General features: G+C 75.0%; 23 protein-coding genes and 3 pseudogenes. 10 read left to right on the top strand and 16 right to left on the bottom strand.

All coding sequences use genetic code 11. The annotated features are described in order from the left end of the window. Both AB0L29_RS21015 and AB0L29_RS21010 read right to left on the bottom strand, forming a co-directional pair. The coding region (locus tag AB0L29_RS21015; RefSeq protein ID WP_365829224.1) for a heavy metal-associated domain-containing protein at positions 1-316 on the bottom strand (316 nt) is incomplete at its 3' end. Between the two features lie 82 nt (positions 317-398). After that, positions 399-635, bottom strand: a complete 237-nt coding sequence (locus AB0L29_RS21010) for a copper-transporting ATPase (protein ID WP_365829209.1) — start codon at positions 633-635, stop codon at positions 399-401. A gap of 171 nt (positions 636-806) precedes the next feature. Here AB0L29_RS21010 and AB0L29_RS21005 point away from each other — a divergent pair, with 171 nt between their 5' ends. Then, the gene (locus AB0L29_RS21005; RefSeq protein WP_365829208.1) at positions 807-1,790 is read left to right on the top strand and encodes a hypothetical protein; all 984 of its coding nucleotides are present in this window, start codon (positions 807-809) and stop codon (positions 1,788-1,790) included. A gap of 21 nt (positions 1,791-1,811) precedes the next feature. Here the strand turns inward: AB0L29_RS21005 and AB0L29_RS21000 are convergent, their stop codons facing one another. Both AB0L29_RS21000 and AB0L29_RS20995 read right to left on the bottom strand, forming a co-directional pair. Next, a complete protein-coding gene (locus AB0L29_RS21000) occupies positions 1,812-3,656 on the bottom strand; it encodes a glycoside hydrolase family 15 protein (RefSeq protein ID WP_365829207.1) in 1,845 nt (614 codons plus the stop codon). A gap of 131 nt (positions 3,657-3,787) precedes the next feature. Continuing rightward, positions 3,788-4,334, bottom strand: a pseudogene (locus AB0L29_RS20995) (alkaline phosphatase); the annotation flags it as partial. A gap of 34 nt (positions 4,335-4,368) precedes the next feature. Between AB0L29_RS20995 and AB0L29_RS20990 the strand changes: the two are divergent. After that, positions 4,369-5,250, top strand: coding sequence for a sugar isomerase (locus AB0L29_RS20990; protein WP_365829206.1), 882 nt, complete (start codon positions 4,369-4,371; stop codon positions 5,248-5,250). A gap of 186 nt (positions 5,251-5,436) precedes the next feature. After that, a complete protein-coding gene (locus tag AB0L29_RS20985; RefSeq protein ID WP_365829205.1) occupies positions 5,437-6,330 on the top strand; it encodes a class II fructose-bisphosphate aldolase in 894 nt (297 codons plus the stop codon). Here the strand turns inward: AB0L29_RS20985 and AB0L29_RS20980 are convergent. Continuing rightward, positions 6,320-7,453: a methyltransferase gene (locus AB0L29_RS20980; protein WP_365829223.1), complete on the bottom strand. Its 1,134-nt coding sequence runs from the start codon at positions 7,451-7,453 to the stop codon at positions 6,320-6,322. The two genes, AB0L29_RS20985 and AB0L29_RS20980, sit on opposite strands and share 11 nt — an antisense overlap. A 68-nt stretch (positions 7,454-7,521) precedes the next feature. Here AB0L29_RS20980 and AB0L29_RS20975 point away from each other — a divergent pair, with 68 nt between their 5' ends. After that, positions 7,522-8,166: an alpha-ketoglutarate-dependent dioxygenase AlkB gene (locus AB0L29_RS20975; protein WP_365829204.1), complete on the top strand. Its 645-nt coding sequence runs from the start codon at positions 7,522-7,524 to the stop codon at positions 8,164-8,166. Positions 8,167-8,325: 159 nt separating this feature from the next. On the opposite strand, the pseudogene AB0L29_RS20970 reads toward AB0L29_RS20975, so the two are convergent. Next, a pseudogene (locus AB0L29_RS20970) lies at positions 8,326-8,520 on the bottom strand (hypothetical protein); the annotation flags it as partial. Between the two features lie 167 nt (positions 8,521-8,687). On the opposite strand from AB0L29_RS20970, the gene AB0L29_RS20965 reads away from it, so the two are divergent. The 3 genes from AB0L29_RS20965 to AB0L29_RS20955 all read left to right on the top strand — a co-directional run bounded on the left by AB0L29_RS20965 (position 8,688) and on the right by AB0L29_RS20955 (position 11,425). Further along, on the top strand, positions 8,688-9,929 hold the full coding sequence (locus AB0L29_RS20965) for an ROK family protein (RefSeq protein ID WP_365829203.1): 1,242 nt from the start codon (positions 8,688-8,690) through the stop codon (positions 9,927-9,929). 142 nt (positions 9,930-10,071) lie between these two features. Next, positions 10,072-10,962, top strand: a complete 891-nt coding sequence (locus AB0L29_RS20960) for an NAD(P)-dependent oxidoreductase (protein ID WP_365829202.1) — start codon at positions 10,072-10,074, stop codon at positions 10,960-10,962. 40 nt (positions 10,963-11,002) lie between these two features. Then, a complete protein-coding gene (locus AB0L29_RS20955; protein ID WP_365829201.1) occupies positions 11,003-11,425 on the top strand; it encodes a PPOX class F420-dependent oxidoreductase in 423 nt (140 codons plus the stop codon). An 18-nt stretch (positions 11,426-11,443) separates the two neighbouring features. Here AB0L29_RS20955 and AB0L29_RS20950 read toward each other — a convergent pair. The 5 genes and pseudogenes from AB0L29_RS20950 to AB0L29_RS20930 all read right to left on the bottom strand — a co-directional run bounded on the left by AB0L29_RS20950 (position 11,444) and on the right by AB0L29_RS20930 (position 14,984). Further along, positions 11,444-12,350 (bottom strand): annotated as a pseudogene (locus AB0L29_RS20950) (phosphotriesterase). Continuing rightward, entirely contained in the window at positions 12,347-12,931 is a 585-nt protein-coding gene (locus AB0L29_RS20945; protein WP_365829200.1) for a DUF4865 family protein, read from the bottom strand. The pseudogene AB0L29_RS20950 and the gene AB0L29_RS20945 overlap by 4 nt, the downstream one beginning before the upstream one ends. Before the next feature lie 24 nt (positions 12,932-12,955). Next, on the bottom strand, positions 12,956-13,543 hold the full coding sequence (locus tag AB0L29_RS20940) for a TetR/AcrR family transcriptional regulator (RefSeq protein ID WP_365829199.1): 588 nt from the start codon (positions 13,541-13,543) through the stop codon (positions 12,956-12,958). A gap of 373 nt (positions 13,544-13,916) precedes the next feature. Next, positions 13,917-14,477, bottom strand: a complete 561-nt coding sequence (locus tag AB0L29_RS20935) for an ATP-binding protein (protein WP_365829198.1) — start codon at positions 14,475-14,477, stop codon at positions 13,917-13,919. 183 nt (positions 14,478-14,660) lie between these two features. Continuing rightward, positions 14,661-14,984, bottom strand: a complete 324-nt coding sequence (locus AB0L29_RS20930) for a hypothetical protein (protein ID WP_365829197.1) — start codon at positions 14,982-14,984, stop codon at positions 14,661-14,663. A gap of 351 nt (positions 14,985-15,335) precedes the next feature. On the opposite strand from AB0L29_RS20930, the gene AB0L29_RS20925 reads away from it, so the two are divergent. Beyond that, positions 15,336-16,460, top strand: a complete 1,125-nt coding sequence (locus tag AB0L29_RS20925; protein ID WP_365829196.1) for a PLP-dependent cysteine synthase family protein — start codon at positions 15,336-15,338, stop codon at positions 16,458-16,460. Positions 16,461-16,589: 129 nt separating this feature from the next. Here the strand turns inward: AB0L29_RS20925 and AB0L29_RS20920 are convergent, their stop codons facing one another. After that, entirely contained in the window at positions 16,590-17,411 is an 822-nt protein-coding gene (locus AB0L29_RS20920) for a DeoR/GlpR family DNA-binding transcription regulator (protein WP_365829195.1), read from the bottom strand. Between the two features lie 413 nt (positions 17,412-17,824). On the opposite strand from AB0L29_RS20920, the gene AB0L29_RS20915 reads away from it, so the two are divergent. Then, the gene (locus AB0L29_RS20915) at positions 17,825-20,200 is read left to right on the top strand and encodes a hypothetical protein (RefSeq protein ID WP_365829194.1); all 2,376 of its coding nucleotides are present in this window, start codon (positions 17,825-17,827) and stop codon (positions 20,198-20,200) included. Here the strand turns inward: AB0L29_RS20915 and AB0L29_RS20910 are convergent. The 4 genes from AB0L29_RS20910 to AB0L29_RS20895 form a co-directional block, all read right to left on the bottom strand. Next, positions 20,170-22,605, bottom strand: coding sequence for a right-handed parallel beta-helix repeat-containing protein (locus AB0L29_RS20910; RefSeq protein WP_365829193.1), 2,436 nt, complete (start codon positions 22,603-22,605; stop codon positions 20,170-20,172). The two genes, AB0L29_RS20915 and AB0L29_RS20910, sit on opposite strands and share 31 nt — an antisense overlap. 151 nt (positions 22,606-22,756) lie before the next feature. Continuing rightward, complete coding sequence (locus AB0L29_RS20905; protein WP_365829192.1) at positions 22,757-23,362, bottom strand: hypothetical protein; 606 nt, start codon at positions 23,360-23,362, stop codon at positions 22,757-22,759. Positions 23,363-23,604: 242 nt separating this feature from the next. Continuing rightward, positions 23,605-24,435, bottom strand: coding sequence for an MOSC N-terminal beta barrel domain-containing protein (locus AB0L29_RS20900; protein WP_365829191.1), 831 nt, complete (start codon positions 24,433-24,435; stop codon positions 23,605-23,607). A gap of 41 nt (positions 24,436-24,476) precedes the next feature. Continuing rightward, the gene (locus AB0L29_RS20895; protein ID WP_365829190.1) at positions 24,477-24,911 is read right to left on the bottom strand and encodes a DUF6643 family protein; all 435 of its coding nucleotides are present in this window, start codon (positions 24,909-24,911) and stop codon (positions 24,477-24,479) included. Between the two features lie 294 nt (positions 24,912-25,205). Here AB0L29_RS20895 and AB0L29_RS20890 point away from each other — a divergent pair, with 294 nt between their 5' ends. After that, positions 25,206-26,468, top strand: coding sequence for a TerD family protein (locus AB0L29_RS20890; protein WP_365829222.1), 1,263 nt, complete (start codon positions 25,206-25,208; stop codon positions 26,466-26,468). Positions 26,469-26,477 lie beyond the last annotated feature (9 nt).

Here is a 26,477-nt window from a genome sequence, read left to right as displayed (position 1 = left end):
CGAACTGCAGGGCCGGCACCATCGCCATCGCGACGACCGGGACGGCGAGCACCACGGCCGTGACCAGCCGCTGCCGCAGCGGCCGCAGCTCGTCGGCCTCCCCGGTCTTCCCGGCCGGCCCGGCGGGGCGCTCGGGCGGCGCGGGCTCCCGCGCGGTGTACCCGGTCGCCTCGACGGTGGCGATCAGGTCCCGCACGGAGACGTCTTCCCGGTGGCTGATCCTGGCCTTCTCGGTGGCGTAGTTGACGGTGGCGCTGACGCCGTCCATCCGGTTGAGCTTCTTCTCGACGCGCGCCGCGCACGAGGCGCAGGTCATACCGCCGATCTCAAGTTCCGTCTCGGCGGTGGCACCGGTCGTTCGGGGGGTCACGGCTGCTCCTCTGCGTGCGCGAACGGGGTCAGATCCGGCCGGTCGGCCCGTGGCCCGCCGCGTCGACGGTCCCGGCGGCCAGGGTGCCGTCGGGCTCGCCGACGCGGGTGACGGCGACCCGGCCGGCACCGGGGCCGGCGTCGGCCGGGACGGCTCCACCCGGTCCGCCGGGAGCCTGGGCGGGCCTGGTCCTGCGGTGGCCGCAGGACACGCCGGAGACGGCGTGGGCGGTGACGGGCATGGGTGCCTCCCGTGGTTCGGTCACGACCGGTCAAGTATACGGGTCGGGGGTATCCAGGCGCCGATCCCGTTTATACCCTCAGGGGGTATGGGGTGCAAGTGGGGAAGTACTTGACTTCATACCCCCTAGGGGTATGGTGAGCTGCTATGAGGCCTCATTCCGAGCGCGAGGCCCTGTTCTTGAGGGGAAACGGCCATGAACACCGGACTGAAGATCACCGCGTTCGCCGCCGCACTCGCCGCGACCTTCGGCACCGCCTACGGCGTCGGCCAGGGGCTCGACCCGGTCGTCGCCGCCGGCCCGCCGGAGCACGACGGCGGACACGGCGGCCACGCCGGTCACGGGACACCCCCGGCCGGCGGACTGCAGATCTCCGAGCGGGGCTACACCCTGGACCTGCGGACCCCGCGCGTCACGGCGGGCGAACGCGGCGACCTGCGCTTCACCATCCGCGACAGCGAGGGCCGCGCCGTCACCGCCTACCAGCGCGAACACGACAAGGAACTCCACCTCGTCGTGGCCTCACGCGACCTGACCACCTACCGCCACCTGCACCCCACCCGCTCCCCGGACGGCACCTGGAGCACCCCCGTCGACCTGCCCCGCGCGGGCGGCTACCGCGTCTTCGCCGACTTCACCCCGGCGAGGAAGGACACCGGGAACCTCACCCTCGGCGCGGACCTGGCCGTGGCGGGCCGGTACGACCCGAAGGACCTGCCGGCGCCGGAGGCCACGGCCCGGACCGACGGCTACGAGGTCCGGCTGACCGGAGGGCTGCGTCCCGGCAGGCCGAGCGAGCTGAAGCTGCGGGTCTCCCGCGACGGCGAGCCCGTCACGGACCTCCAGCCCTACCTCGGCGCCTACGGCCACCTGGTGGCCCTGCGCTCCGGCGACCTCGCCTACCTGCACGTCCACCCGAACGGCGAACCCGGCGACGGCACCACCGAGCCGGGTCCGGACATCTCGTTCACGGCCACGGCACCCAGCAGTGGCAGCTACCGCCTGTTCCTCGACTTCCGGCACGACGGAGTCGTCCGCACGGCGGCGTTCACGGTCCGGGCCGGGGGAGCGGCACCCGGGACCACCCCCGGGGCCACGGAGACCACCGGGGACACCGAGGACACCGGGGACACCGGGGAGCACTCCTCCGGCGGCCACGGTGACGGCCACGGTCACTGACCACGGCCGCCGGTCACCCCGTCAGCCGAGCACCCGGTCCAGGTTGACGGCGGCGCTGATGAGCGCGAGATGCGTGAACGCCTGCGGGAAGTTGCCCCGCTGCTCCCCGGTGGGGCCGATCTCCTCGGCGTACAGGCCGAGGTGGTTGGCGTACGTCAGCATCTTCTCGAAGGCCAGGCGTGCCTCGTCGAGCCGGCCGGCCCTGGTCAGGGCCTCGACGTACCAGAACGAGCAGATGGAGAACGTGCCCTCGTCGCCGCGCAGCCCGTCGGGGCTGGCCTGCGGGTCGTACCGGTAGACCAGCGAGTCGGAGACCAGCTCCTGGGTGAGCACGTCGAGGGTGGACAGCCACTTGGGATCGGTGGGGGCGATGAACTTGCTCAGCGGCATCATCAGCACGGCCGCGTCCAGCACGTCGCCGCCCTCGTACTGGACGAAGGCCCGGCGCTCCCGCGACCAGCCCCGGTCCATGATCCGCCGGTAGATCGTGTCCCGGCACTCCCGCCAGCGCAGCAGGTCGGCGGGCAGCCCGCGCCGGTTCGCCATCCGGATGGCCCGCTCGATCGCCACCCAGCACATCAGCCGCGAGTACAGGAAGTTCTTGCGGCCGCCCCGGGTCTCCCAGATGCCCTCGTCGGGCTGGTCCCAGTGCGCGCACACCCAGTCCACCAGCGCGCACACGTCGTCCCACTGGCCGCTGGAGACGGGCTCGGCCCACTTGTCGTAGAGGTAGACGGAGTCGACCAGCGCGCCGTAGATGTCGAGCTGGAGCTGGTCGGCCGCCGCGTTGCCGACCCGGACCGGCGCCGAGCCGTGGTGCCCCTCCAGGTGGCCGAGTTCGCGCTCCGACAGGTCGGTGCGGCCGTCGATGCCGTACATGACCTGCAGGGGGCCGGACGCCCGGCCGTCGCCCGGGCTGATGTGCCGGGTCACGAACGTCATGAACGCCGAGGCCTCCTCGGTGAACCCCAGCCGCAGCAGCGCGTACACGCAGAAGGCCGCGTCGCGCACCCACACGTACCGGTAGTCCCAGTTGCGTTCGCCGCCGAGCTGTTCGGGCAGGCTCGTCGTCGGCGCGGCCACGATCGCCCCGGTGGGCGCGTAGGTGAGGAGCTTCAGGGTGAGCGCGGAGCGGTGCACCATCTCCCGCCAGCGGCCCCGGTACCGGGAGGAGGACAGCCAGCGCCGCCAGTACGCCACCGTGGCGGAGAACTGCTCCTGCGCCTCCGCGCGCGGGCAGCCGCGCGGAGGCACCTCCGCGCCGACCTGGTCCAGCGCGAACACCGCCGACTCGCCCTCGGCGAGCTTGAACTCCGCCCGTACGTCCGCGCCGTCGGCCTCCAGCGGCACGGTCGCGGTGAGCGCCAGCGACAGCCCGTCGGACGCGAAGACCGCCACGCCCCCGGTGATGCGGACGGTGTGCGACCGCGCGCCGTAGTCGAAGCGCGGGGCCACCCGTGCCCGGAACGGAAGGGAGCCGCGGACGCACACCACCCGCCGGATCAGCCGGTGCCGGTCGGCTTCGACCGCCTCCCCGCCGACCGGCATGAAGTCCTGCACCTCGCCGACGCCGTCCTCGGTGAAGAACCGGGTGATCAGCACGTTGGTGTCGGGGAAGTAGAACTGCTTGGTCCGGGCCGGCACCGCCGCCGCCAGCTCGTAGCGGCCGCCGCGCTCCGCGTCCAGGACCGAGGCGAAGACACTCGGCGCGTCGAAGGCGGGGCAGCAGTACCAGTCGATCGTGCCGTCGGTCCCCACCAGGGCCACGGTGCGCAGATCACCGATCAGCCCGTGCTCGGCGATCGGCAGATAGGGCGGGGGGTCGGTGACGCCCTCGCCGCGCGGGGCACCGTTCGTACCGCTCATCGCAGCCTCCTCTGCCTCAGCTTAGGCGCAGTCGCGCGCGAAGGGCGGCGCACGGGCCCGGCAGCGGTGCCGCGGCCCGGCCAGGGCGCCCGGACCGGGGCGACGGTGGGGGCCGCCGAGGGGCCGGCTCGGACCAGGACGCCCCTCAGCCCCGCCCCCTCGAACCGCCGCACCGTCTCCGCTCCGGCCCCTCGTGCCCGTGACCAGCGTGTCCACCGCCCCGGCCGCGCAGATCCGGGCGAACGCCCGCCGGCCCGGCTCGGCTCGCCGCAGCCGACGAGCCGCCCGGCCCGCTCGCTCGCGCGGCAGCCGGTCGATCGCGGCCCCCGCCCCGTCGTGGGCGGCGGCCCCGTGCGGGACGCCGAGGGCCACCGCGTCGAGCACGGTGACACCGGGGGCGATCCGGCCCAGCACCCCGTCCGCGGGCCGCCCGACGAGCTCGTGGGACCGGGCGCGCGCCACCCCGCCCGTCACCACGATCTTGAACGGGGGCCGCCCGGCCGGCTCGTCGGCGATGTCCGGCGTGCTGGCCACCACGGTCGGCGCGGGTGAGCCGGACGCCGGGCCGCCGCGCACCGCCGGCGCCCGGGCCGCCTCGGCGGCGGTCGTGCCGCCGGTCAGCCCCGCCGCCTCGCCGGGCGCGACGAGATCCGCGACCGCCCCGGCGATGCGCTACCGTGCGAAAACGGTCAGCCCGGCGAAGGGGTGCGGCATGACACAGGTCGAGGACGAACTGGACAGCCAGCCCGCGTGCTGGACGCGCGCCGCCTCGGAGGCGGCGGGACACGGCCCACTGCTCCCGGCGCCGGGGGAGAGGGTCGCGCTCACCGGCTGCGGAACCTCCTTCTTCATGGCCCAGGCGGCCGCCGCCCTGCGCGAGGGCGCGGGCCACGGCGAGACGGACGCCTTCGCCGCCTCCGAGTTCCCCCGGGCGCGGGCGTACGACCGTGTGGTCGCCCTGACGCGCTCCGGCACGACCACCGAAGTCCTCGACCTGATGGGTCAGTTGAGGGGCCGGACCCGCACCACCGCGATCACGGCCGACCCGGACGCGCCCGTCGTGACGGCCGCCGACGACGTCGTCGTGCTCGACTTCGCCGACGAACGGTCCGTCGTGCAGACCCGGTTCGCCACCACGGCCCTCACCCTGCTCCGCGCCCACCTGGGACTGCACCGCCCCACGGCCGTCGCCGACGCGCACACCGCCCTGACCACCGCGCTGCCCGAAGGGCTGGCCGACTGCACGCAGTTCACCTTCCTCGGCCGCGGCTGGACCGTCGGGCTGGCGCACGAGGCCGCCCTGAAGATGCGCGAGGCCTCCCTGTCCTGGGCGGAGGCCTACCCGGCGATGGAGTACCGGCACGGCCCCATCAGCGTCACCACCCGCGGCACCGCCACCTGGATGCTCGGCCGGGCCCCGGGAGGACTGGCCCGGCAGGTCCGTGACACCGGCGGGGCGTGGATCGAGGGCACGCTCGACCCGCTCGCCGAACTCGTCCGCGTCCAGCGGCTCGCCGTCGCCGTCGCGGCAGCGCGCGGCCTCGACCCGGACCGGCCGCGCCACCTCACCCGCTCGGTGATCCTCGCGCCCTGAGACCGCCGCGGCCCCCGGATCCCGGACCTCGAACGCCGCAGCCCGGGAACACCCGGAGCCCGGCATCCCGGCATCCCGGCGTCCTGACGCCCCGGCGCCCCGGCAGCCCGGAGGTCGGCACCCCGAAATGCCATCACGCCGTCACATCGTCACATCGCCACGTCGTCACGTCGAAAAGGAGAGGCCGTGCCCCTCGCGAGCACCGGCGAACTCGTCACGCGCGCCGCCGCGGCCCGTTCGGCCGTCGCCTCGTTCAACATCATCACGCTGGAGCACGTCGAGGCGGTCGTCGCCGGAGCCGAGTCCGTGAACGCGCCCGTCGTCCTCCAGGTCAGCGAGAACGCGGTCGGATTCCACCGCGGCCGCCTGCTCCCGCTCGCCCGCGCGGCCGTCGCCGCCGCCGAAAGCGCCACCGTCCCGGTCGCGTTGCACCTCGACCACGTCCGGAGCGAGACGCTGCTGCGCCAGGCGCCGGAGGCGGGCTTCAGCTCCGTGATGTACGACGCCTCCCGGCTGCCCTACGAGGCCAACCTCGCCGCGACCCGGGCGGCCGTCCGGTGGGCGCACGCCCGAGGGCTGTGGATCGAGGCCGAGCTGGGCCGGATCGGCGGGAAGGACGGGCGGGACGGTCCCGCCGGGCCGCCGCCGGACGCCCACGCCCCCGGCGCCCGCACCGACCCCGACGAGGCCCGGGCCTTCGTCGCCGGCTCCGGCGTGGACGCCCTGGCCGTGGCCGTCGGCAGCGCGCACGCCATGACCACCCGCACCGCCGCCCTCGACCACACGCTCCTCAGGCGCCTGTCGGGCGTCCTGGACGTGCCGCTCGTCCTGCACGGCTCCTCCGGGGTCCCGGACGGCGAACTGGCCGCGGCGGTCGCCGGCGGCATCGCCAAGGTCAACGTGGGGACGGCCCTCAACATCGCGATGACCGCCGCGATCAGGGAGTTCCTCGGGGCACACCCCGAGGCGGTCGACCCGCGCCGCTACCTGGCGGCGGGCCGGGAGGCCATGGCGGGCACCGTGGCGGCGTTCGTCCGGGTGCTCGCCCCGGGCGCGGCCGGCGGCCCGGCTAGCGCCTGACGGCCCTGAGCACCACGAACTTCGGGTCGCTCGCGACGAGCCGGCTGTTGCCGAACAGGCGCCGCAGCTTGACGTGGTAGGCCAGGTGCCGGTTGCCGACCACCCACAGCTCGCCGCCCGGCCGCAGCACGCGCCGCGCCCCGGTGAACATCCGCCACGCCGTGGCGTCGGTCGTCGCCTGGTGGGAGTGGAACGGCGGGTTGTTCAGCACCAGGTCGACACTGCCGGAGGCCACACCGGCCAGTCCGTCCCCGACCCGGAACTCCGCGTGCCCCGGCACCCCGTTCGCCCGGTACGTCGCCTGCGCCGAGGCCACGGCCTGGAACGACTCGTCGACGAACAGCACCTCGGCCTCGGGGTTCGCGAGCGCCACCGCCGTACCGACCACGCCGTTGCCGCACCCCAGGTCCACCACCCGCCGGGGGCCGCGGGTGTCCGGCAGGTGCCGCAGGAAGAAGCGGGTGCCGATGTCGAGCCGGTCCGCGCAGAAGACGCCCGCGTGGTTGACGACGGTGCGTCCGGAGACCGGGCCGATGCCGTCGGGCAGCGGGTAGCTGTACGGCCACGGGCGGGCGGGCCGCTCCAGCGCGGTGTCCGGCGTGCAGAAGATCAGCCGGGCCTTCTTCTCGGCGAGCGAGGTGCGGGTCGGGCCGAGGATCCGCTCGAACAGCCGCAGCGTCGAGGTGTGGATCTCCTTGACCATCCCGGTGCCGACGACGACCGTGCCCCCGTGCACCGCGGGGGCCAGCCGCAGCAGCTGGTCCTCCAGCAGCGCCAGGCTCTTCGGCACCCGCACCAGCAGCACGTCGATCCGGTCCGGCGGCGGGTCCTGCGTGGTGAGCAGCCGGACCGTGCCGGGCTCGACACCGGCCCGCGCGAGGTTGGCCCGGGTCGCCTCCTGCGTCAGGTACGAGTCGGTGATCTGCGCCGGCCGGTGCGCCGCGAGGGCCGTGGCCAGCGCGCCCCAGCGGTCCCCGAGCACCACGACCGTGCCCGACAGCGGCACCTCCCGGTCCGCGAGGTGCCGGAGGAGGTACTCGTCGGAGGCGTCCCAGGCGCGCAGCCTCTCACGCGGGTCCTCGGGGAAACGGGTCAGCGCGAACTCGCCCCACGGCGTCGTCATACGGTCGTTCATCGTGCGTCAAGGCTAGCCGAGCCGCAGCTCAGGCCCGGTCGGGCAGGATGGGGCCCATGGACGCGGAGCTGTTCCCCAGAACCCGTACCCGGATCGCGCCCGGCGCGGTGCACGTGCCGGACTGGCTGGACGCCGGGGCCCAGCGCGAGCTGCTGGAGGCCTGCCGGGAGTGGGCCCGCCCGCCGGCGGGCCTGCGCACGGTCCGCACCCCCGGCGGTGGCACCATGAGCGTCCGGCAGGTGTGCCTGGGCCGGCACTGGTACCCGTACGGCTACGCCCGCACCGCCGTCGACGGCGACGGAGCACCCGTCAAGCCCTTCCCGGCCCTGCTCGGCGACCTGGGCCGCCGTGCGGTGGCCGACGCGCTCGGCCGGCGGGCGGACGCGGCCTACGACATCGCCCTGATCAACTTCTACGACGGCGACGCCCGCATGGGCATGCACCGCGACAGCGACGAGAAGTCGGACGCGCCCGTGGTCTCCCTGAGCCTCGGCGACACCTGCGTCTTCCGCTTCGGCAACACCGCCACCCGCGGCAGGCCCTACACGGACGTCGAACTGCGCAGCGGTGACCTGTTCGTCTTCGGCGGGCCGTCCCGGTTCGCCCACCACGGAGTGCCCCGGGTGCACGCGGGCACGGCGCCGCCCGGGCTGGGGCTGACCGGGCGGCTCAACATCACGCTGCGGGTCGGCGGCCTGTAGGGCCCCGGGGAACACCGGTGCAGCCGTCGGCGCCGAGACCGATCACGGCCGGCCGGCACGGATACCGGGTGCCGCGCAGAGGTTCCCGTGAGGAGCGTCGACCACTGCCGAGGGCGGCCGGCGTCCGCCGCGCGCCGGTGCAGTTCCTGATCGGCAGGGGGAGCGGCGGCCCTCCTGGAGACCGGCCCGGCTCCTGATCCGCCGGCGGTAGCCGGTTCGTCGGCCGGGCGCAGGGATGCGGAGGGACTCGGGGATCCGCCCGTGGCGGGCGACGGCGCCGCCGAGCGGGGCGGGGCGGCCGTCACGGGACGGCATCCGGATGACGGCGTACGCGCGCACGGCGCCGGTGCGGATGCCTGAGCGGCTCCGGGATCGACCACCGGCGGCTTCCGGGCTCACCCCGGCGGACCGGCGGTGAGAACGCTCAGGCCCATGACCGATCCCGGCGCCAGCGGCTGTACCGATGTTCCCCGAGGCCGCTGCAGGCGGCGGTACCTGCGGATCATGGGAGACTCACCCTCATGAGCGGGAAGGCGGACCCCCGGCCGGCGGGGGAAGAGACCACCTCCAGGACGCGGCTGGACCGGGGGCGCGGCGCGCTCGGGCCCGCGCTGGAGCTCGTGCACACCGGGCGCGCGCCGACCCGCGCCGTGCTCACCGCCGAACTCGGCGTGACGCGCGCCACGGCCGGCGCGGTCGCCGCCGAGCTGGAGGCGCTCGGCCTGATCCGGGTCGACGCCCGGCCCGGAGCGGCGGCCGGTTCGCAGGGGCGGCCCTCGCACCGGCTCGCGGTCGCCGAGGACGGTCCCGTCGCGCTCGCCGCCCAGGTGCACGCCGACGGCTTCCGGGCGGCGCTGGTCGGACTGGGCGGCCGGATCGTGGCGACCGCGCCCGGCTGCGAGGTCGTCGACGCCGATCCGGCGAAGGTGCTCGGCTCCGTCGTCGAGGCGGGCGCCGAACTGCTGCGGCAGACCGGGCGGCGGTGCGTGGGCGCCGGACTCGCCGTGCCCTCCGCGGTCGCGGAGCCGGACGGCCTGGCGCTGAACCCGCTGCACCTGGCCTGGCCCGCGGGCGCGCCCGTGCGGGAGATCTTCGCCGAGCAGGTGCGCGCGGCCGGCATCGAGGGACCGGCCTTCGCGGCCAACGACGTCAACCTCGCCGCGCTCGCCGAGCACCGGCACGGCGCCGGGCGCGGCGCCCGCGACCTGCTGTGCGTGGCCACCGGCCACCGGGGCGTCGGCGGCGCGCTCGTCCTCGACGGCCGCCTGCACAGCGGAAGTTCCGGTCTCGCCCTGGAGGTCGGCCACCTCACCGTCAACCCCGAGGGCCGTCCGTGCCACTGCGGCAGCCGCGGCTGCCTCGACGTGGAGGCCGACCCGCTGGCGTTCCTCACGGCGGCGGGACGCGAGCCGGGCCCCGAGGTGTCCCTGCTCCAGCAGGCCGTCGACCTGGTCCGCGACCACTACGACGACCCGGCCGTCCGCACCGCCACCGAGGTCCTCATCGACCGGCTCGGCCTCGGCCTCGCGGGCCTGGTGAACATCCTCAACCCGGACCGGATCATCCTCGGCGGCCTGCACCGCACCCTCCTGGACGCCGACCCCGACCGGCTGCGCGCGGTCGTCGCCGACCGCAGCCTGTGGGGCCAGAGCGGCGGCGTCCCCATCCTGGCCTGCACCCTGGACCACAACAGCCTGGTCGGCGCGGCGGAACTGGCCTGGCAGCCGGTGCTGGACGACCCGCTGGGGGCACTCGCCCGGTGAGGCGGGACGCCGCGTCCGGCACGGGCGCCGGCGGGCCCGGCCGGACGGGGCTTGTCCGTGCCGCCCGCGGGAAGACGCGCACTCGAGCGGGCAGGCTCAACACGGTGCACTCCCGCACCCCGAGGATCAGGAAGTCGACGTCATGACCGACGAGCTCACCGTCAGCGTTCTGGGCACCGGCATCATGGGCGCGGCGATGGCCCGCAACCTCGCCCGCGCCGGACACACGGTCCGCGCCTGGAACCGCACCCGCGCCAAGGCCGACCCGCTCGCCGCCGACGGCGCGCACGTCGCCGGCACCCCCGCCGAGGCGGTCCGGGACGCCGACGTCGTCCTGACCGTGCTCCACGACGGCGCCGCCGCCCTGGACGTCATGCGCCGGGCCGCGCCCGCCCTGCGTCCCGGCACCGCCTGGGTGCAGTCCACCACGGTGGGCCTGGAGGACGTCGCAGACCTGGCCGCCTTCGCCCGCGAGCACGGCCTGGTCTTCTACGACGCCCCCGTGCTCGGCACCCGCGAGCCCGCGGAGGCCGGCCGGCTGACCGTCCTGGCCGCCGGCCCGGCGCAGGGCCGGGACGGGGTCGCCCCGGTCTTCGAGGCGATCGGCGCCCGCACCGTGTGGACCGGTGAGGACGGGGCGGCGGGCAGCGCCACCCGCCTGAAGCTGGTGGCCAACAGCTGGGTGCTCGCCGCCACCGCCGCCACCGGCGAGGTCCTGGCGCTGGCCGAGGCCCTCGACGTCGACCCCCACGACTTCTTCGACCTCGTCGCGGGCGGCCCGCTCGACATGGGCTACCTGCGCGCCAAGGCCCGGCTGGTGCTCGAGGGCCGGCTGTCCCCCGCCCAGTTCGCGGTGGACACCGCCGCCAAGGACGCCCGCCTGATCGTGCGGGCCGGGGAGGCGAAGGGCGTCCGCCTCGACGTGGCCGCCGCCGGCGCCGCGCGCCTGGAGCGCGCCGCCGCCCAGGGCCACGGCGACGAGGACATGGCCGCCGCCTACTTCGCCAGCTTCGGCGACCGGCCGACCGCCTGACGGCCGCCCGACAACGGAGAACCTCCCGGAAGGAGCCCCCATGTCCAAGCCCCCGCTGCCCCCCGAGGCCGAGGAGCTGCTGCGCCGCCCCAACCCGTGCGTGATGGCGACCCTGCGGTCCGACGGCACGCCCGTGTCCACCGCCACCTGGTACCTGTGGGACAACGGCCGCGTGCTGATCAACCTGGACCAGGGCCGCGTACGCCTGAAGCACCTGCGCCGCGACCCGCGCGTGACCCTCACCGTGCTCGACGGCGACGACTGGTACACGCACGTCACCCTCATCGGCCGCGTCGTCGACCTGCACGACGACGAGGGCCTGGCCGACATCGACCGCCTCGCCCGGCACTACACCGGCCATCCCTACGCCGAGCGGGGCCGCCCCCGGGTCAGCGCCTGGATCGAGGTCGAGCGGTGGCACGGCTGGGGCGAGATGAAGGACAGCGACCAGTCCTCCACCTGAGGGCGGGCGGCCCGGCCGTCAGCGCCGGTCCACGGCGAAGGCCCGGCCGGGGTTCTCCGTGAGGATCCGCCCCACCAGGTCCTCGCCCAGGTCGAGCGCGAGCCGGGGGCGCACCCGGCGCAGCAGGTACGGCATCCCCGGTCCGCCGTTCACCGACCGGGCCGCGGCCGTCGTGGTGTCGCCGCCCAGCAGCAGGCGGTCGCCGAAACCGGCGTCGGCCAGGGCCCGCACCGCCTCCGGCATCCGCCGGTCGGTGGCGTGGTGCGCGCGTGACGGGCCGTCGAAGGCCAGGTAGCAGCCGGCCCCGGCGGCCTGCCGGTGCGCCACGAGGTCGGGGGAGCGGTTGAGGTGCCCGAGCACCACCCGGTGCGGCGGCACCCCCAACCGGCCGCACAGCAGGTCCAGTACGTCCAGGGCGCCGGTGCCCGCCTCCAGGTGCACGGCGATCGGCGCGCCGGTGGCGCGGTGGGCCTCGGCCGCCGCGGTCATGGTCCAGCGGGCGTGCGCCTCGAGCGCGTGGAAACCGCCGGCGACCTTCACGATCCCCGCTCGGACCCCCGACGTCCCGATGCCCTCGGTCAGTTCGGAGACGAAGACGTCGGCGAGCCCGCCGCGCAGCGCGGCGAGCGTCTCCTCGGGGTAGTGCACGGCCTGGTGCAGACCGGTCGCGGCGACCACGTGCACCCCGTCTCCCGGGACAGCGCCGGCAGATCGGCGGCCCGCCGCCCCGGACCGTACGGAGTCCACTGGGCCACGGCCCCGCCGCCCTGCGCCCGGAAGGCGGTCAGCTCGGCCCGCGCCGCAAGGACGTCCCGCAACTCCTGGCCGGCAGCCGGGGACTGCGGAGGAACAGGTGGTCGTGGGCGTCGCACACGCCCAGGCGCCCGGGAGGCACGTCCCCGAGCACGGTACGGACCGCGCTCACCACTGGCGTCCCCGGGGCAGCCGGTCACGCCCCGGTGCCGACAGGTGCAGCACCTGGAACACGTCGCCGTCCGCCCCGGGCGCGTCGTGCTCCCACAGCGAGAAGTGCACCAGCTCCCAGCGGCCGGTGTCCACGGCGACCGCCGCGAACACCGCCCCGTCCTCGCCCGCCAGCCGCCCGGCCTCCCGTACGGCGTCCTGCGCCACCTCCGCCGGCCGCGTCCCGTCCGGCACCGGCTGCCGCCGCCGCACCGCGACCCGCGCGGGCGAACCGGCCGCGCCGCCCTCCTGGCAGGCCAGCCCCGTCCACTGCCGCACCGGGGGCCGCCCGAAGTCGTCGCTCAGCTTCTCGAAGCCGCCGCCCCACAGGAACCGGTTCATGCCCTCCGTGGTGTTCCACAGGTAGAACGGCGCGTACTGGTTGACCGGCGAGCCGTGCGTGCCGCGCTCACGCATCAGGTACGCCTTGAGGCCGAGCCCGTCCCAGGCGTCGAGCAGGTGCCCGACGCGGGCGACACGGCCGCGGACGACGTCCATGTCGTAGTCGGCGGGCAGCGTGATTTCGTACTGCATGGCGTGCACGGGGGGCCTCCTCGGGCCGGTGTCCTACGCGGTGCGGGAGCGGGGCGGGGCGAGCAGGGAGAGCAGCCCCTGCACGCCGGCGTCGAAGGCGGCGGGGGAGCCGGAGGCGCGGGCGAGGACGTAACCGCCCTGGACGGTGGCGAGGACGGCCGCCGCGATCCGGTCGCCGTCCAGGTCCGGCGCGAACTGGCCCTGCTCCTTGCCCTCCTCGACGATCCCCGCGATCCGCCCGCGCAGCCAGGTGAGCGTCTCCTCGACCGGAGCGCGCAGCTCCGCGCTGGCGATCACGTCCGGGTCCATCGTCAGGCGCCCGACCGGGCAGCCGCGCAGCACGTCCCGTTCGCGCCGCAGATAGGCCTCGATGCGCTCGTACGGCGTCCCCGGCCCGGCGAGAACCGCCTCGGCGGTGGCCCGCATCTCCTCGGCGGTCCGCCGGATCGCGGCCAGGGCGAGGTCCGGCTTGCCCTTGAAGTGGTGGTACATGCTGCCCTGCCCGGCGCCCGCGCGCTCCAGGATCGCCTTGGGGCTGGTGCCCACGTAGCCGCGTTCCCAGAGCAGTTCGCGGGTGGACTCGATCAGTCGCTCGGAGGTGCTCACACACTCACTGTACATACCAGTAGTTACAGAAGTCGAGGGCCGGGGGAGCGGTCGCCGCCGCCCGCCCTCGCGGGTGCGCGCACGGCCGTCGCCCGTACGACGAGCCGGGGCCCCGGCCGGACGACGCCGGGAGGCGCCGCGCCGGGACATCGCGGCGAGGGGCCGAACCGGCGTGCGCGCCCGGTCGTACCGCGCGCCGTCGCCGCGGAGCGACACCGCGCCCCGCGGTGGCACCCCGCCCCCGCGGGGCGCGCCGACCACGGCGCGGCGCCTTCGGATGACGGCTGGTCAGGATGCCCTGTCACAAGGGCCCATGACGACGCGTCACGACACGGTGCAGCGCCAGCGCGTGGTGCCCCGCCCCGCGGGGAAGGGGGTCACCGCCCGGTCAGCCGGCAACGGCGGACCGGGCGGGAGCGTGTTCGGGCCTGAGTGCGTCCGCTGCGTGTCCGACCTCCGCGAACCTGCGCGCGGGCTTGTCCTGGGGCGTGTGCCGCGGCCGGCGCGTCGGTGCCGTCAGCGCCGCGGAAGGCGTCGGGAGCGTGAACCAGACGACCTTGCCGGACTCGCCGTCCGGCCGCGCGCCCCAGCTCTCGCTCATCGCGGCCACCATCGCCAGCCCCCGCCCGCAGGTGGAGAGCGGGGCGGGGTCGTCGTCGGCGCCGATGTCGCCGAGGTCCTCCACGACCGGCAGGCGCGGGTCGTGGTCGCGCACCGAGACCTTGAGCCGGTCGAGCAGCAGCTCTATCTCGACGGTGCACGTCTTGTCGGGCTGGGCGTGCCGGTGGACGTTGGACAACAGCTCCGTCACACCGAGCGACGCCCGGTCGATCAGGGAATCCAGATGCCAGTAGCGCAACTGCGCAGATACGATTCTGCGGACCTGGCCGATCCGCGACGGCAGGGCTTGGAGCTCCACCGTGCAGTGCCTGCTTGGGTGACTGATCACGGCTGCGACTCCCCGACGTGAGGTCCGGAAGAACACGGAGTAGGGGTCCAGCAGGGCGTCCGCGTGACGCTGCCGCCTGCTGTCGTGGCCGGCGGGCTGGTTCGCAGCGTTATCGCCGGTAAACCCAGAGTGACGTGAGACCAGCGTGACGCAAGGGGTGGGGTGGCGCAACTCGCGGACATCTCAGTCGTCGCGCCCCGCCGCCTTGCGTACGGCCTCGATGAAACGGCGTGCCGCGGGCGGGCCCGGTTCGCCCGGTGCCGGGTCGTGGTCGCCGAGGGTGAGGACGTAGCGCTTGCCGTTGAGATCCGCCAGCGCCCGGTCCTCGGGGGCGAACCAGGGCTTGGACGCCCGCACCGCCTGTACCGGCGCGCTGTCGATCTCACTGCCGTAGCTGGTGAGCAACTCCAGCCGGCCGTCGTTGATGCGGACCTGTCCGGCCCGGGTGAGCGAACGCAGCCCCTTGCCGATCCGCACCCCCGTGGCCCTGAATTCCGGCTTCGCCAATGCATCCGCCCCCTTGCGCGTGTCGCCGTGCCGGACCGTGCGGGTGATGGGCCGGTACCGGCTGGTGTGTGGTTCAGCGTGCCCCCGTGGGGACCTTGGTTCCGCCCGGTGCAGTCTGCCCCCACCCGGCGCCGAACACCACCCCGGGTGACGGCCCGGCCGGGGGCGCCCGGAGCACGCCCGCGAATGCGCCCCCGGGACCGCGCGCCCCCTGCCCCGACTCTTGCTCCAGGGGGCGCTTTGGGGGGCTCAAAGATGCGTTTATGCAGGTGAGAAGCGTGTGGCAGGTGTCTATGATCGAGGTGTCGGCCGCGCGACGCGCCGGCGGCGCGCAGCGTAAGGAGCACCGTCGTGACCACCCCACAGCAGACCCGGACCGGCGCCACCCTCGACGTCGACCGCACCGACACCGCTTACCGTGCGTGGCTGAAAGAGGCCGTGCGCAAGGTCCAGGCCGACGCCAACCGCTCGGCCGACACGCACCTGCTCCGCTTCCCGCTGCCCGAGCGGTGGGGCATCGACCTGTACCTCAAGGACGAGTCGACCCACCCGACCGGCAGCCTCAAGCACCGTCTCGCCCGTTCCCTCTTCCTCTACGGCCTGTGCAACGGCTGGATCCGGCCGGACCGTCCGGTCATCGAGGCCTCCAGCGGCTCGACGGCCGTCTCCGAGGCGTACTTCGCGAAGCTGATCGGCGTGCCCTTCATCGCCGTCATGCCGCGCACGACGAGCGCCGAGAAGATCCGCCTCATCGAGTTCCACGGCGGCCGGTGCCACTTCGTGGACGACCCCCGCACCATGTACGAGGAGTCCGCCCGCCTCGCGGCCGAGACCGGCGGCCACTACATGGACCAGTTCACCTACGCCGAGCGGGCCACGGACTGGCGCGGCAACAACAACATCGCCGAATCCGTCTTCCGCCAGCTGAAGCTGGAGCGGTTCCCGGAGCCCGCGTGGATCGTCGCCACGGCCGGCACCGGCGGCACCTCCGCGACCATCGCCCGCTACGTCCACTACATGCAGTACGACACCCGCATCTGTGTGGCCGATCCGGAGAACTCGTGCTTCTTCGAGGGCTGGACCACCGGCGATCCGGACGTCACCTGCGACTGCGGATCGCGCATCGAGGGCATCGGCCGGCCCCGTATGGAACCGAGCTTCGTGCCCGGCGCCGTCGACCGGATGATGAAGGTGCCCGACGCGGCCGCCGTCGCCGCCGTACGGGCCCTGGAGCGGGCCATCGGACGCAAGGCGGGCGGTTCGACCGGCACGGGGCTGTGGAGCGCGCTGAAGATCGTCGCCGAGATGGTGGCCGAGGGCCGGCGGGGCAGTGTGGTGACGCTGCTGTGCGACCCGGGGGACCGGTATCTCGACAAGTACTACTCGGACGCGTGGCTGGCGGAACAGGGCCTGGACATCCAGCCGTACACGGTGGCGATCGACTCGCTGCTGCGCACGGGCGTCTGGCCCGACTGAGCCGGGACCCGCCGGGCGCGGACGGCCGGCCGGGAACGGGCGGCGGACCAGGCGCGGCCCCCTCGCCGGCCCCGGCTCCCGGCGGCGCGGCCCAGGCCGGCGGCCCGTCGGGCGTCGCCGCCGCCGGAGTCAGTCACCGCTGTCCGGCTCGCCCGCCACGATCACCCGCAGGTGCTCCGAGATCTCCTCGCGCGCCGCGGCCTCCAGGCCGGCGTCGGTCACGAGGGTGTCGACCTGCTCCAGCTTCGCGAACGAGCTCAGCCCCACGACGCCCCACTTGGTGTGGTCGGCGACCACCACGACCCGCCGGGCCGACTGCACCAGCCGCCGGTTGGTCTCGGCCTCCGCGAGGTTCGGCGTCGACAGGCCGGCCTCGGGCGATATCCCGTGCACGCCGAGGAACAGCAGGTCGAAGTGGAGCGCCGCGATGGCCTGGTCGGCCACCGGCCCCACCAGCGAGTCGGACGGAGTGCGCACCCCTCCGGTCAGCACGACCGTCGCCGCGCCCTGCCGCGGGCCCGAGGTGCGCTGCGCCGCGTGGAAGACGTCGGCCACCCGCACCGAGTTGGTGACCACCGTCAGGTCCGGCACGTCCAGCAGCTGGTGGGCCAGCGCGTACGTCGTGGTGCCGCCCGACAGCGCGATCGCCGCGCCCGGCGCGACCAGCCCGGCCGCCGCCCGCGCGATGTCCTCCTTGGCGCTCAGCTCCAAGCCCGACTTGGCCTCGAAGCCCGGTTCGTGCGTGCTCGCCTCGACCACCGGGACCGCGCCGCCGTGGACCTTCTCCAGCACGCCCTGGCGGGCGAGCGCGTCGAGGTCGCGGCGCACCGTCATGTCCGACACGCCGAGCTTGCGGGTCAGCTCGTTGACCCGCACACCGCCCCGGCGGCGCACCTCGTCGAGGATCAGGGCGCGCCGCTGCTCCGCGAGGAGGTTCTGATTCTCGCTCACGTACGCTCCGGTCCTTTCGCCTCACTGCCGTCCGACACGCCCTGCGCGGCCTCCCCGGCTCTCGGCTCCGCCCGAGCGGGGACCCGCGTCGGCAAGGGCATTCTCCCTGCCTGTGGTGCGGGGACGCCCCATCCTCGCACGCCGTGCGAGGGGCCGCGCCACCGCCTGCTGGCCGTGTGCATGCCACTTGTGTCGCTTTTGTTACCCGTCCGTCACCCGGACCGGGGAGATTCCGCGACAGGAGGAGTACGCCGCCTCCGCGGCGGAGATCCTGGAGCCCGCACCGCACGGAACGCACCGCACGGAACGCACCGCACGGAACGCACCGCACGGAACGCACCGCACGGAACGCACCGCACCGCACAGCACGTCACACACATGACCGACGGCGCATCACGGGGGAAGTGCCCACAGTGGAACACGCTCAGGAACACGCCCCGGCCGGCGGGCCCGACGACCCCGCCGCGCGGCCCGGCGACACCGGAACCGCCCTGGAACTCCTGGTCCACGGGGTGGGCGGCACCACACCGCAGGAGATGCTGAACGATCCGCGCACCGAGCGGATCACCGGCGACGGCACCGCGGCCGTCTTCCGGCGCGCCGACGACGTCGACGCGGAGACCCGGCCCGGGGCCGGCCGCCGCCGGGACGGCCCGGTGCCGGAGGCCTACGTCTGGTGCAACCTGACCTCCGGCAACGGCACGCGCGCCCTGTGGCTGCTGTTACTGCCGTTCATGGTGGTCAATCTCGCCCACTGGATGCGCCCCACCACCCGGGGCCGCAGGCGGACGGTGCGCCTGTACGGGCTGCTGGTCCGGCTCGCGGGGCTGACCCTGACGGTGCTGCTGGTGGCGGGCGCCTGCGAGGTCGCCCTCGACCTCGCGGCGTGGCAGTGCGCCGGCACGCGCGGGTGCGCCGAGCGGCACTCCTGGCTGGGCTTCCTCTCCCCCACGGTCTCGGACGACGGCTGGTGGAGCCGCCCCGGCCGCCGGCTCGCGGTCGCCGCCCTGGTGCCGACCGCGCTGACCGGCCTGCTGTGGTACCTGTCCCTGCGCACCTGGAGCGCGTACGAGTCGCAGCAGCCGCTCACCCGCGCGCCGCAGCCCGAGGAGGACGGCGCGAACACCGCGCTGGGCCGCCCCGGCTTCTGGTACGGGCGCCGCCTGGTGGCCCGGCTGCGCGCCGCGCACACAGCCGCCGGCCTGCTGACGGTGGCCGCCGCGGTCGGCACCGCCGCCGTCCGGTACGACATCGAGGCCGGCGGCCCGCCCACGCGGACGGCGCTGGGACTGCTGCTGGCGGCGGCGCTCGCCGCCGGGGCCGTCGCCGTGGTGTGGGTCGTCTGCCGCCGGGGCCGCACCGAGAACCGCCTGGACCGGGAGCTCGACGAGCACCTCGTACGACGCCTGCCGCTGGCCGCCCTCCTCCTGCTCGCGCTCACCCTGGTGTACGCCGGGTGGGACCGCCCCGGCTGGCGGTCGGCCGGCCGGCTGCCGGGCGACGCGGCCTTCGGCGCCCTCGCCCTGCTCCAGGGACTAGTCGTGGTCGTCCTCGCCGTGGTGGCGCGCGTCCTGTACCGCACCCGGCCCGACCCGCGTGCCGCGCTGCGCGGCCTGGGCGGGCCCGCGGTCGCGATGCTGGCCTGCGCGCTGGGCGGCGTGATGTCCGGCGGCGTGGCCCAGCGGGTGTCCGACTGGCTGGACGGCACCGGGGCGTCCCTGCCCGGGCCGCCGGTCCTGCTGACCTGGCAGGCCTCGGTGATCCCGCCGCTGCTCGGCGTCCTGCTGGTCCTCTGCGCCCTGCTGGCCCGGCGCGCCTGGCGACTGGCCCGCGCCGAGCGCGCCGCCGTGGCACGCGAGTACCCGGACGAGGCCGGGGACCCCGGGCGCACCCGCCGTATCGCGTCCGCGCGCGCCATGGCCACGCTCACCGACCGGGCCCCCCTCCTCCTCGGCGTCACCTCCGCGGCGACCCTGCTGCTGGGCGCCGGGGCGCTGGTGGGCGCCCTCGCCACCGAGCGGACGCCCGGCGAGGCGACGGACGACGCCCACGACGTCCTGCACGGCGCCGCCGAGACCGCCGAGGCCCTCGGCTCCTGGCTGATCGGACTCGGTTTCATACTGTTCGTCACCTGGGGCAGGCGCGCCTACAAGGACGCCTCCGCCCGGCGCACCATCGGCATCCTGTGGGACGTCGGCACCTTCTGGCCGCGCGCCGCCCACCCCTTCGCACCGCCCTGCTACGCCGAGCGCGCGGTGCCCGACCTGACCTGGCGCATGGCGACCTGGACGCGCGTCACCGGCGGGCGGCTGGTCATCTCCGGGCACTCGCAGGGCAGCGTGCTCGCGGCGGCCGCGGCCTGGCAGCTCCCGCCGGCCGCCCGCAAGCGCGTCGCGCTGCTGACGTACGGTTCCCCGCTGGAACGCCTGTACGGCCGCTGGTTCCCCGCCCACTTCGGGCCCGCCGCGCTCATCTCGCTGCACCACGACGTCGACTGCTGGCGCAACCTGTACCGGCTCACCGACCCCATCGGCGGCCCGGTACGGCTGCCCGGCGACTGCGGCCCCGAGGTGGACCACGAGCCCCTGAAGGACCCGCTGGCCTTCGGCCGCACCGAACTGCACCCGCTGCCCGCGCCGATCCTGGGCCACTCCGACTACCAGGCGGACCCGGCGTTCGCCGAGGAGCGCCGGCGGCTGCTGGCGCGGCTGCGGCCGGACGTACCGACCCCACGCCGCGCGCGGCCGGACTGCGGGCCTCAGGGCAGTTCGGGCAGGTCCTCGGCGTAGAGCAGGGTGAGGTCGTCCGTGTCCGGGTCGTCCAGCTGGGCGACCCGGCTCGCGTGCCGCTCCACCATCGCCTCGAACGTCTGCCGCGCGGTACGGCCGTTGCCGAACGCCGGGCCCTTGGGGATCGCCGTGAAGTACTTCACCAGCGCCTCGGCCGCGCCCGGCGCCAGCCGGTACTCGTGCTCCTCGGCCTGCTGCTCCACGATCCGCAGCAGCTCCTCGGGGCCGTAGTCGCCGAAGGTGATGGTGCGTGAGAAGCGGGAGGCGACACCGGGGTTGACCGACAGGAACCGCTCCATCTCGGCCGTGTAGCCCGCGACGATCACCACCACCGCGTCCCGGTGGTCCTCCATCAGCTTCACCAGCGTGTCGATGGCCTCCTTGCCGAAGTCGCGGCCCGCGTCCTCGGGGGACAGCGCGTAGGCCTCGTCGATGAACAGCACGCCGCCGCGCGCCTTCTCGAAGGCCTCCTGGGTGCGGATCGCCGTGGAGCCGATGTGCTCGCCGACCAGGTCGACCCGGGACACCTCGACCAGGTGGCCCTTGTCCAGCACCCCCAGGGAGGCGAGGATCTCGCCGTACAGGCGGGCGACCGTGGTCTTGCCGGTGCCGGGGGAGCCCGTGAAGACCAGGTGCCGCTTGACCGAGGCCGCCTTCAGGCCCGCCTGCTGCCGGCGCCGCCCCACCTCGATCATGTCGATGAGGGCGCGCACCTCGCGCTTGACGCTCTCCAGGCCCACCAGCGCGTCGAGTTCACCGAGGACGTCCTTGGAGGTGCGCACCGGCCCCGCCGGCTCGGGCACCCGGGCGGCCGGCTCCTGCTCGGCGCGCGGCCCGGGGACCGCTCCCAGCAGACCGGGGGAGTGGCCGGTCGTCTGCACGGCCGTCTCGCGCGGGGCCGGCGGCCTGACGCCCCCGCTCTCGTCGCTGGTGCAGTCCTCCACGACGGGGCCCGTCCCGGACGCCGCGTCCGCGCCGCCGTCCGCGAACTCGTACCCGCCGCGCGCGCAGCGCTCGGTACGGCACTTCCTCAGCGTCGTACGACTGCCGTCGATCACGTGGAAGCCGTAGCCGCCGCTGCCCGTCACCCGGCAGTTCAGGAAGCTGCCGCGGCCCCCCGCCGACACGTACACCCCGGCCTCCGCCGGGGCGTCGACCGTGCAGCGCTCGACGGTCGGGTCGGCGCCCTTGGTGACGATCACCCCGGTCTGGGTGCCGTCCAGGGTGCAGTTGCTGAGGGTGCCGCCGCTGCCGTGGTCCCGGAACCAGGCGCCCGTCGCCGCGTCCCGGATCCGGCAGTCGTCGAGCTGCGCGGTGGCGCCGTCGCTCACCGACACGGCCGTGTTGCGCACCTGGGACAGGTCGCTGTCGACGACGTCCGCGCGCGAGCCGCGGTCGAGGACGAACAGGGCGTCCGGAACGTCGTGCACCCGGCAGGAGTCGAGCACCGCCGTGGCGCCGTCGCTGACCCACACCGCCGGGTAGTCGCCCGTGCTGTCGAAGATCTCGCACTGGTTGGCGTCCACGCGCGTGCCCGGGTCCCACACGGACAGGCCGTTGCGCCCGAACTGCCGCACGCTGGTGCGGGTCAGCGTCAGCACGGAGCGCGAGCGCAGGTCGACCGCGTTCTCCGGGATGTCGTGGATGCGGCAGTCGGCGAGCGTCAGCACGGCGTCCGTGTCGAGCGTGACGCCGTCGGCCGTGGTGCGGTGCACGTCGCAGTCGGTGAGGTGGGCGGTGGCCCGGCCGGTCACCTGCACGCCGCTGCCCCGCACCTCGTAGACCTCGCAACCCACCGCCTCCAGGGCGGAGTTCTCACCGGTGGCCGACAGGCCCGAGCCCGAGGTGTGGTGGATCCGGCAGCGGTCCAGACGGGGGTGGGCGCCGCCGCGCACCGCGACCCCGGACTGCCCGGCCGCCACGACCTCGCACTCCTCGAACACCCCGCCCCCGCCGTCCAGGACGGCGATGCCGACGCCCGCCGGATTGTCGACCGTGCAGCGGCGCACCGTCGGCCGGGCACTGCCGCGCACCTCGATCCCGGCCGCGGAGCGGGTGACGACCCGGACGTCCCGCAGCTCCGGCGTGCCCTCCTCGACGAGCACCGCGGGGGCGGCCGCGTCCTGGCCCTCGACGTGCAGGTCCTGCACCACGGCCGAGGCGCGCACGGTCAGCGGCACCCCGTCCACGGGCGCGATCCGCACCGAACCGGGGGAGCCCTCGGGACCCCGCAGGGTCACCGCCCGCTGCACGACGAGGTTCTCCCGGTAGGTGCCGGGAGCGACGGTGAGCACGTCGCCGTCGGCCGCGGCCTCCAGGGCGGCGGCGAGCGATGCGTACTCACCCGTGCGGCGCCGCCACCGCGATGTGCCGGTGTGCGTCACCTGGACCGTGCCCTGTGCCATGGTGTAGCTGTGCCCCCACCTCGTCGTACTGATGGCTCGTTCGCCTTCGGGGCGCCCTGTGGCTCCCTCACGCGCGGGTCGATGCCGATTGGTTCGGCCGGACCACCGTAGCGTGCGCGGGGGCGGCCGGCTGACCGGAGCCGGAACGCCGTCAACTGCCGGCGCCGGTCCTGCCCCAGTCCGGGCCCGCCCTGTCCCACGCCTGGTCCCAACGGACGTACCGGCGGCGGACCATGCGCCAGACGACCAGCCGTCTGCCGCCCTCCACGAGACCCGCGGTCGCCAGGGCCGCGCCGAACCCGGCGAGGACGGCGTGCGTGGTCGCCGTCGCGGGCTCGAGCGGGCGGGCCGCCGGCCGGCCGTGCCGGTCGGTCCACATCCGGAACCGGTCGCCGGGTTGCGGGGACTTGAGGCCCGCCACGACCGGTCCGCGGCGCTCGGTGCCGTCCGGCGCGGTCCACCGCGCGAGGACGCGGTTGCGCACGTCCCCTGCCGTGGAGGTCTCGGGGTCGGCGTCCAGCGGGGAGCCGTCCAGCCTGCGGACGACGGTGGCCGTCACCAGGCGGCGCGCGTGGTGCTGCTCCCGGACGGACCGCTGCAGGGCGTCCTGGGCGGCGCCGCCGGCGACGGAGCCGGCCAGCGGGGCGGCGAGGACGATCACCAGCAGCGCGAACAGGGCCAGCCAGGCCTCGGCCAGATCGGTCGCGCGGCACAGCGGATTGTGCCGCCAGCGCCAGAGTCCGCTGATCGCCCGCACCGCCCGCACCCCCCTTCCCGCTCCGTGGCGGCCCCCGGCGGAGCCGGCCGCGCGAGAGCCCGGTCGAAGGAGGGTGACATCACCTCTCCCCAGGACTCTCATGAACTTCTCATGAAAGACCAACGGCCGGGCCCGGAACGCGGTTCCCGTCCCGGACGGGCCGCCCGCGGAGGCGGGGAACACCCGCCCCGCGGGCGGGAGCCAGGCTCCTCGCGCGAAGCGGCCGTCCTTGCGCGCGAGGCCTACGCGAGGACCGTGACCGGATCCCCGATCCGGACCGTGCCGCGGGCGAGGGGCACCAGGTTCTGCCCGAAGACGAGCTTGCCGTCGAGGCGGCGGTGCCGTCCGAGCGTGTGCAGGGGCTCCCTGCCGCGCTCGGCGGTGCCCTGGTCGGTCGTGGTCACCACACAGCGTCCGCAGGGCTTGGCGACGCGGAAGACGACCTCGCCGACGGCGATGCGCGACCAGCCGTCCTCGGCCCAGGCGGCGGTCCCCGCCACGACCAGGTTCGGCCGGAAGCGGTTCATGGGCACGGGGCCCTCGCCGGCGTGATCGCCCTGCGCCATCAGGGTGTTGAGAGCGTCGAGCGAGGCGAGCGTGGTGAGCAGCAGCGGGTAGCCGTCGGCGAAGGAGACGGTCTCGCCCGGCAGGGCGTACTGCGGGTCGACGGGCCGGCGCACGGCCGGATCGTCCATGTGCACGAGGCGCACGCCGGTGCCGAGGAAGGCGCTGCACCAGGCGTGCGCGGCCGCGTCCTCGGCGGGGACCGCCTCGACCTTGTCGCGGAAGATCTCCACCGGGACCGTGGCGACCGGCCGGGGGACGCCCACCGTCAGCGGTTCCATGCCGGGCGCGGACAGCCGTACGCCGCCGCCGGGCAGGAGCTCGGCGGCGGCGAGGGCGAGACGTGGCTGCTGGCGCTGGGTGAGGACCTTTCCCCCGTCGTCGATCAGCACCCAGCGCCGGTCCCCGGCCAGCCCCCAGGGCTCCACGACGGCCTCCCGGGGCGCCAGGGCCCGGAACGCCTTGACCGGATGGATGTGGACCGAGTGCAGATGCGCGTCGTTCGCCATGGGGTCATCGTGCCAGGCGGCGCCGACGGCCCCGGGCCGGTTCAGTAACCGCGGTACTGCTGGTTGTTGTACGGATCCTGGTAGGGAGCCGGGGCGGGCCGGGGAGCCGCGGGGCGCATCGCCTCGTAGCCCGCGGCGGTCGCCGGGGCGGGCCGGGGCGGCTGCGGCTGCGGTCCGGGGTAGCCGCGCGGCGCGGTGGCCTGCTGCGGGATGTACGCCGCGGGCGCCTGCTGGAGCGGGGCGGGCTGCGGCGCCTGCGGGTAGCCGTAGGCGGGCTGGGCCGGGGCTGCCGGGAGGGCGGGCAGCGCCGCGGGGAGTGCGGGCAGGTGGCTGCCCGGCGTGTCGTACTGCGCGGGGACCCGGATCGGGGCGATCTGCGGGGTGCCTCGCTCCTTCACGAGCGAGTCGTAGATCGGGGTGTCCGGGAAGGGGGCGGAGTAGTAGCCGCCACCATAGGTGGAACCGGGGGAGGTCATGGCACATAAGTTAAGCCCACGATGTGCTGGTTGGGGAGACCGATAAGAGGGTTGTTTTCCGTGCCCGCGGTGACCTGGCATCCCCAATGCGAGCGAATTTGACAAAAAAGGACACCGGCCAATGGCTTGATCGTGTAAAGGCCGAGTTCCGGGCGGGTTACCGGCGGTTGGCCCCGGGGTTCGCGCGCCCCCCATGGGAGCTCGCCGTGGCGGGGAATAGGTTGTCCGCACGGCACCGGACGAACTGCCGGGGCGCGACCCGGCGCGGTGACGCGTGAAGGGGTGGGCATGCACATGCTGAAAGGGTCGAACACTCCGGTGCCGGCCGCGGCGCTGCGGGTCGAACTGGGCTGGCGTTCCGGCCCGGGGGTGCCCGACGCGGACGCCTCGGCGCTGCTGCTGGCCGGCGGAAAGGTCCGCTCCGACGGCGACCTCGTCTTCTACAACCAGCCCGCGCACTCCTCCGGCGCGGTCCGCCACGAGGGCAAACGGGACACCGGCGGCCGGGTGACCGACACGCTCCTGGTCGACCTCGCGCGCCTGGAGCCCGCGGTCCAGACGGTCGTCGTCGCCGCCTCCGCCGACGGCGGCACGTTCGCTCAGGTCCCGGACCTGTACATCGAGGTGCGGGACACCCGCGACACCGTGGTGGCCCGCTTCGACAACCCCGGCGCCACGGCCGAGACGGCCTTCGTGCTCGGCGAGTTCTACCGCCGCCAGGGCGCCTGGAAGTTCCGCGCCGTCGGCCAGGGCTACAGCAGCGGCCTGGAGGGCCTGGCCACGGACTACGGCATCACGGTGGACGAGCCGCAGCGGGCCGCCCCGGCCGCGCCCCCGACGGCCGCGCCGCCGTCCGCGGCGCCCCCGGTCGCGCGACCGGCCGCCGCGCCCCCGCCGCCGGCCCCTCCCGCCGCACCGGTGCGGCTGACCAAGGTGACGCTCACCAAGGCATCCCCCTCGGTCTCCCTGGCCAAGCAGGGCGGCACCTCCGGCGCCCTGCGCGTGAACCTCAACTGGCAGGTGCGCAAGCAGTTCTCCGGATGGAGCGGCAAGTTCGGCCGCCCGGTCGCCCTGCACGCGGACCTCGACCTCGACCTGTGCGCCCTGTACGAGCTCGCCGACGGCAGCAAGGGGGTCGTCCAGGCCCTCGGCAACGCCTTCGGCTCGCTGCACCGGCCGCCGTACATCCACCTCGACGGCGACGACCGCACCGGCGCCGTGGACACCGGTGAGAACCTCACCGTCAACCTGGACCGCAAGGACGCCTTCCGGCGCATCCTCGTCTTCGTCACCATCTACGAGGGCGCCCGCTCCTTCGCCGACCTGCACGCCACCGTCACCCTCACACCGCAGCACGGGGCCGCGGTCGACTTCTCGCTCGACGACTGCACCCTGCCCTCACCGGTGTGCGCCCTCGCCCTGATCACCAACACCGGCGGCGACCTGGTCGTCCGGCGCGAGGCCCGGTACCTGGTGCCCGAGCGGGGGGTGAGCCCGCAGCGGACCGTCGACCACGCCTACGGGTGGGGCATGAACTGGACCCCGGGCAGGAAGTGACCCGGGCGC

This window comes from Streptomyces sp. NPDC052701, from assembly GCF_040678355.1.
GTDB lineage: Bacteria > Actinomycetota > Actinomycetes > Streptomycetales > Streptomycetaceae > Streptomyces.
This window is presented reverse-complemented; position numbering and strand designations above follow the sequence as displayed.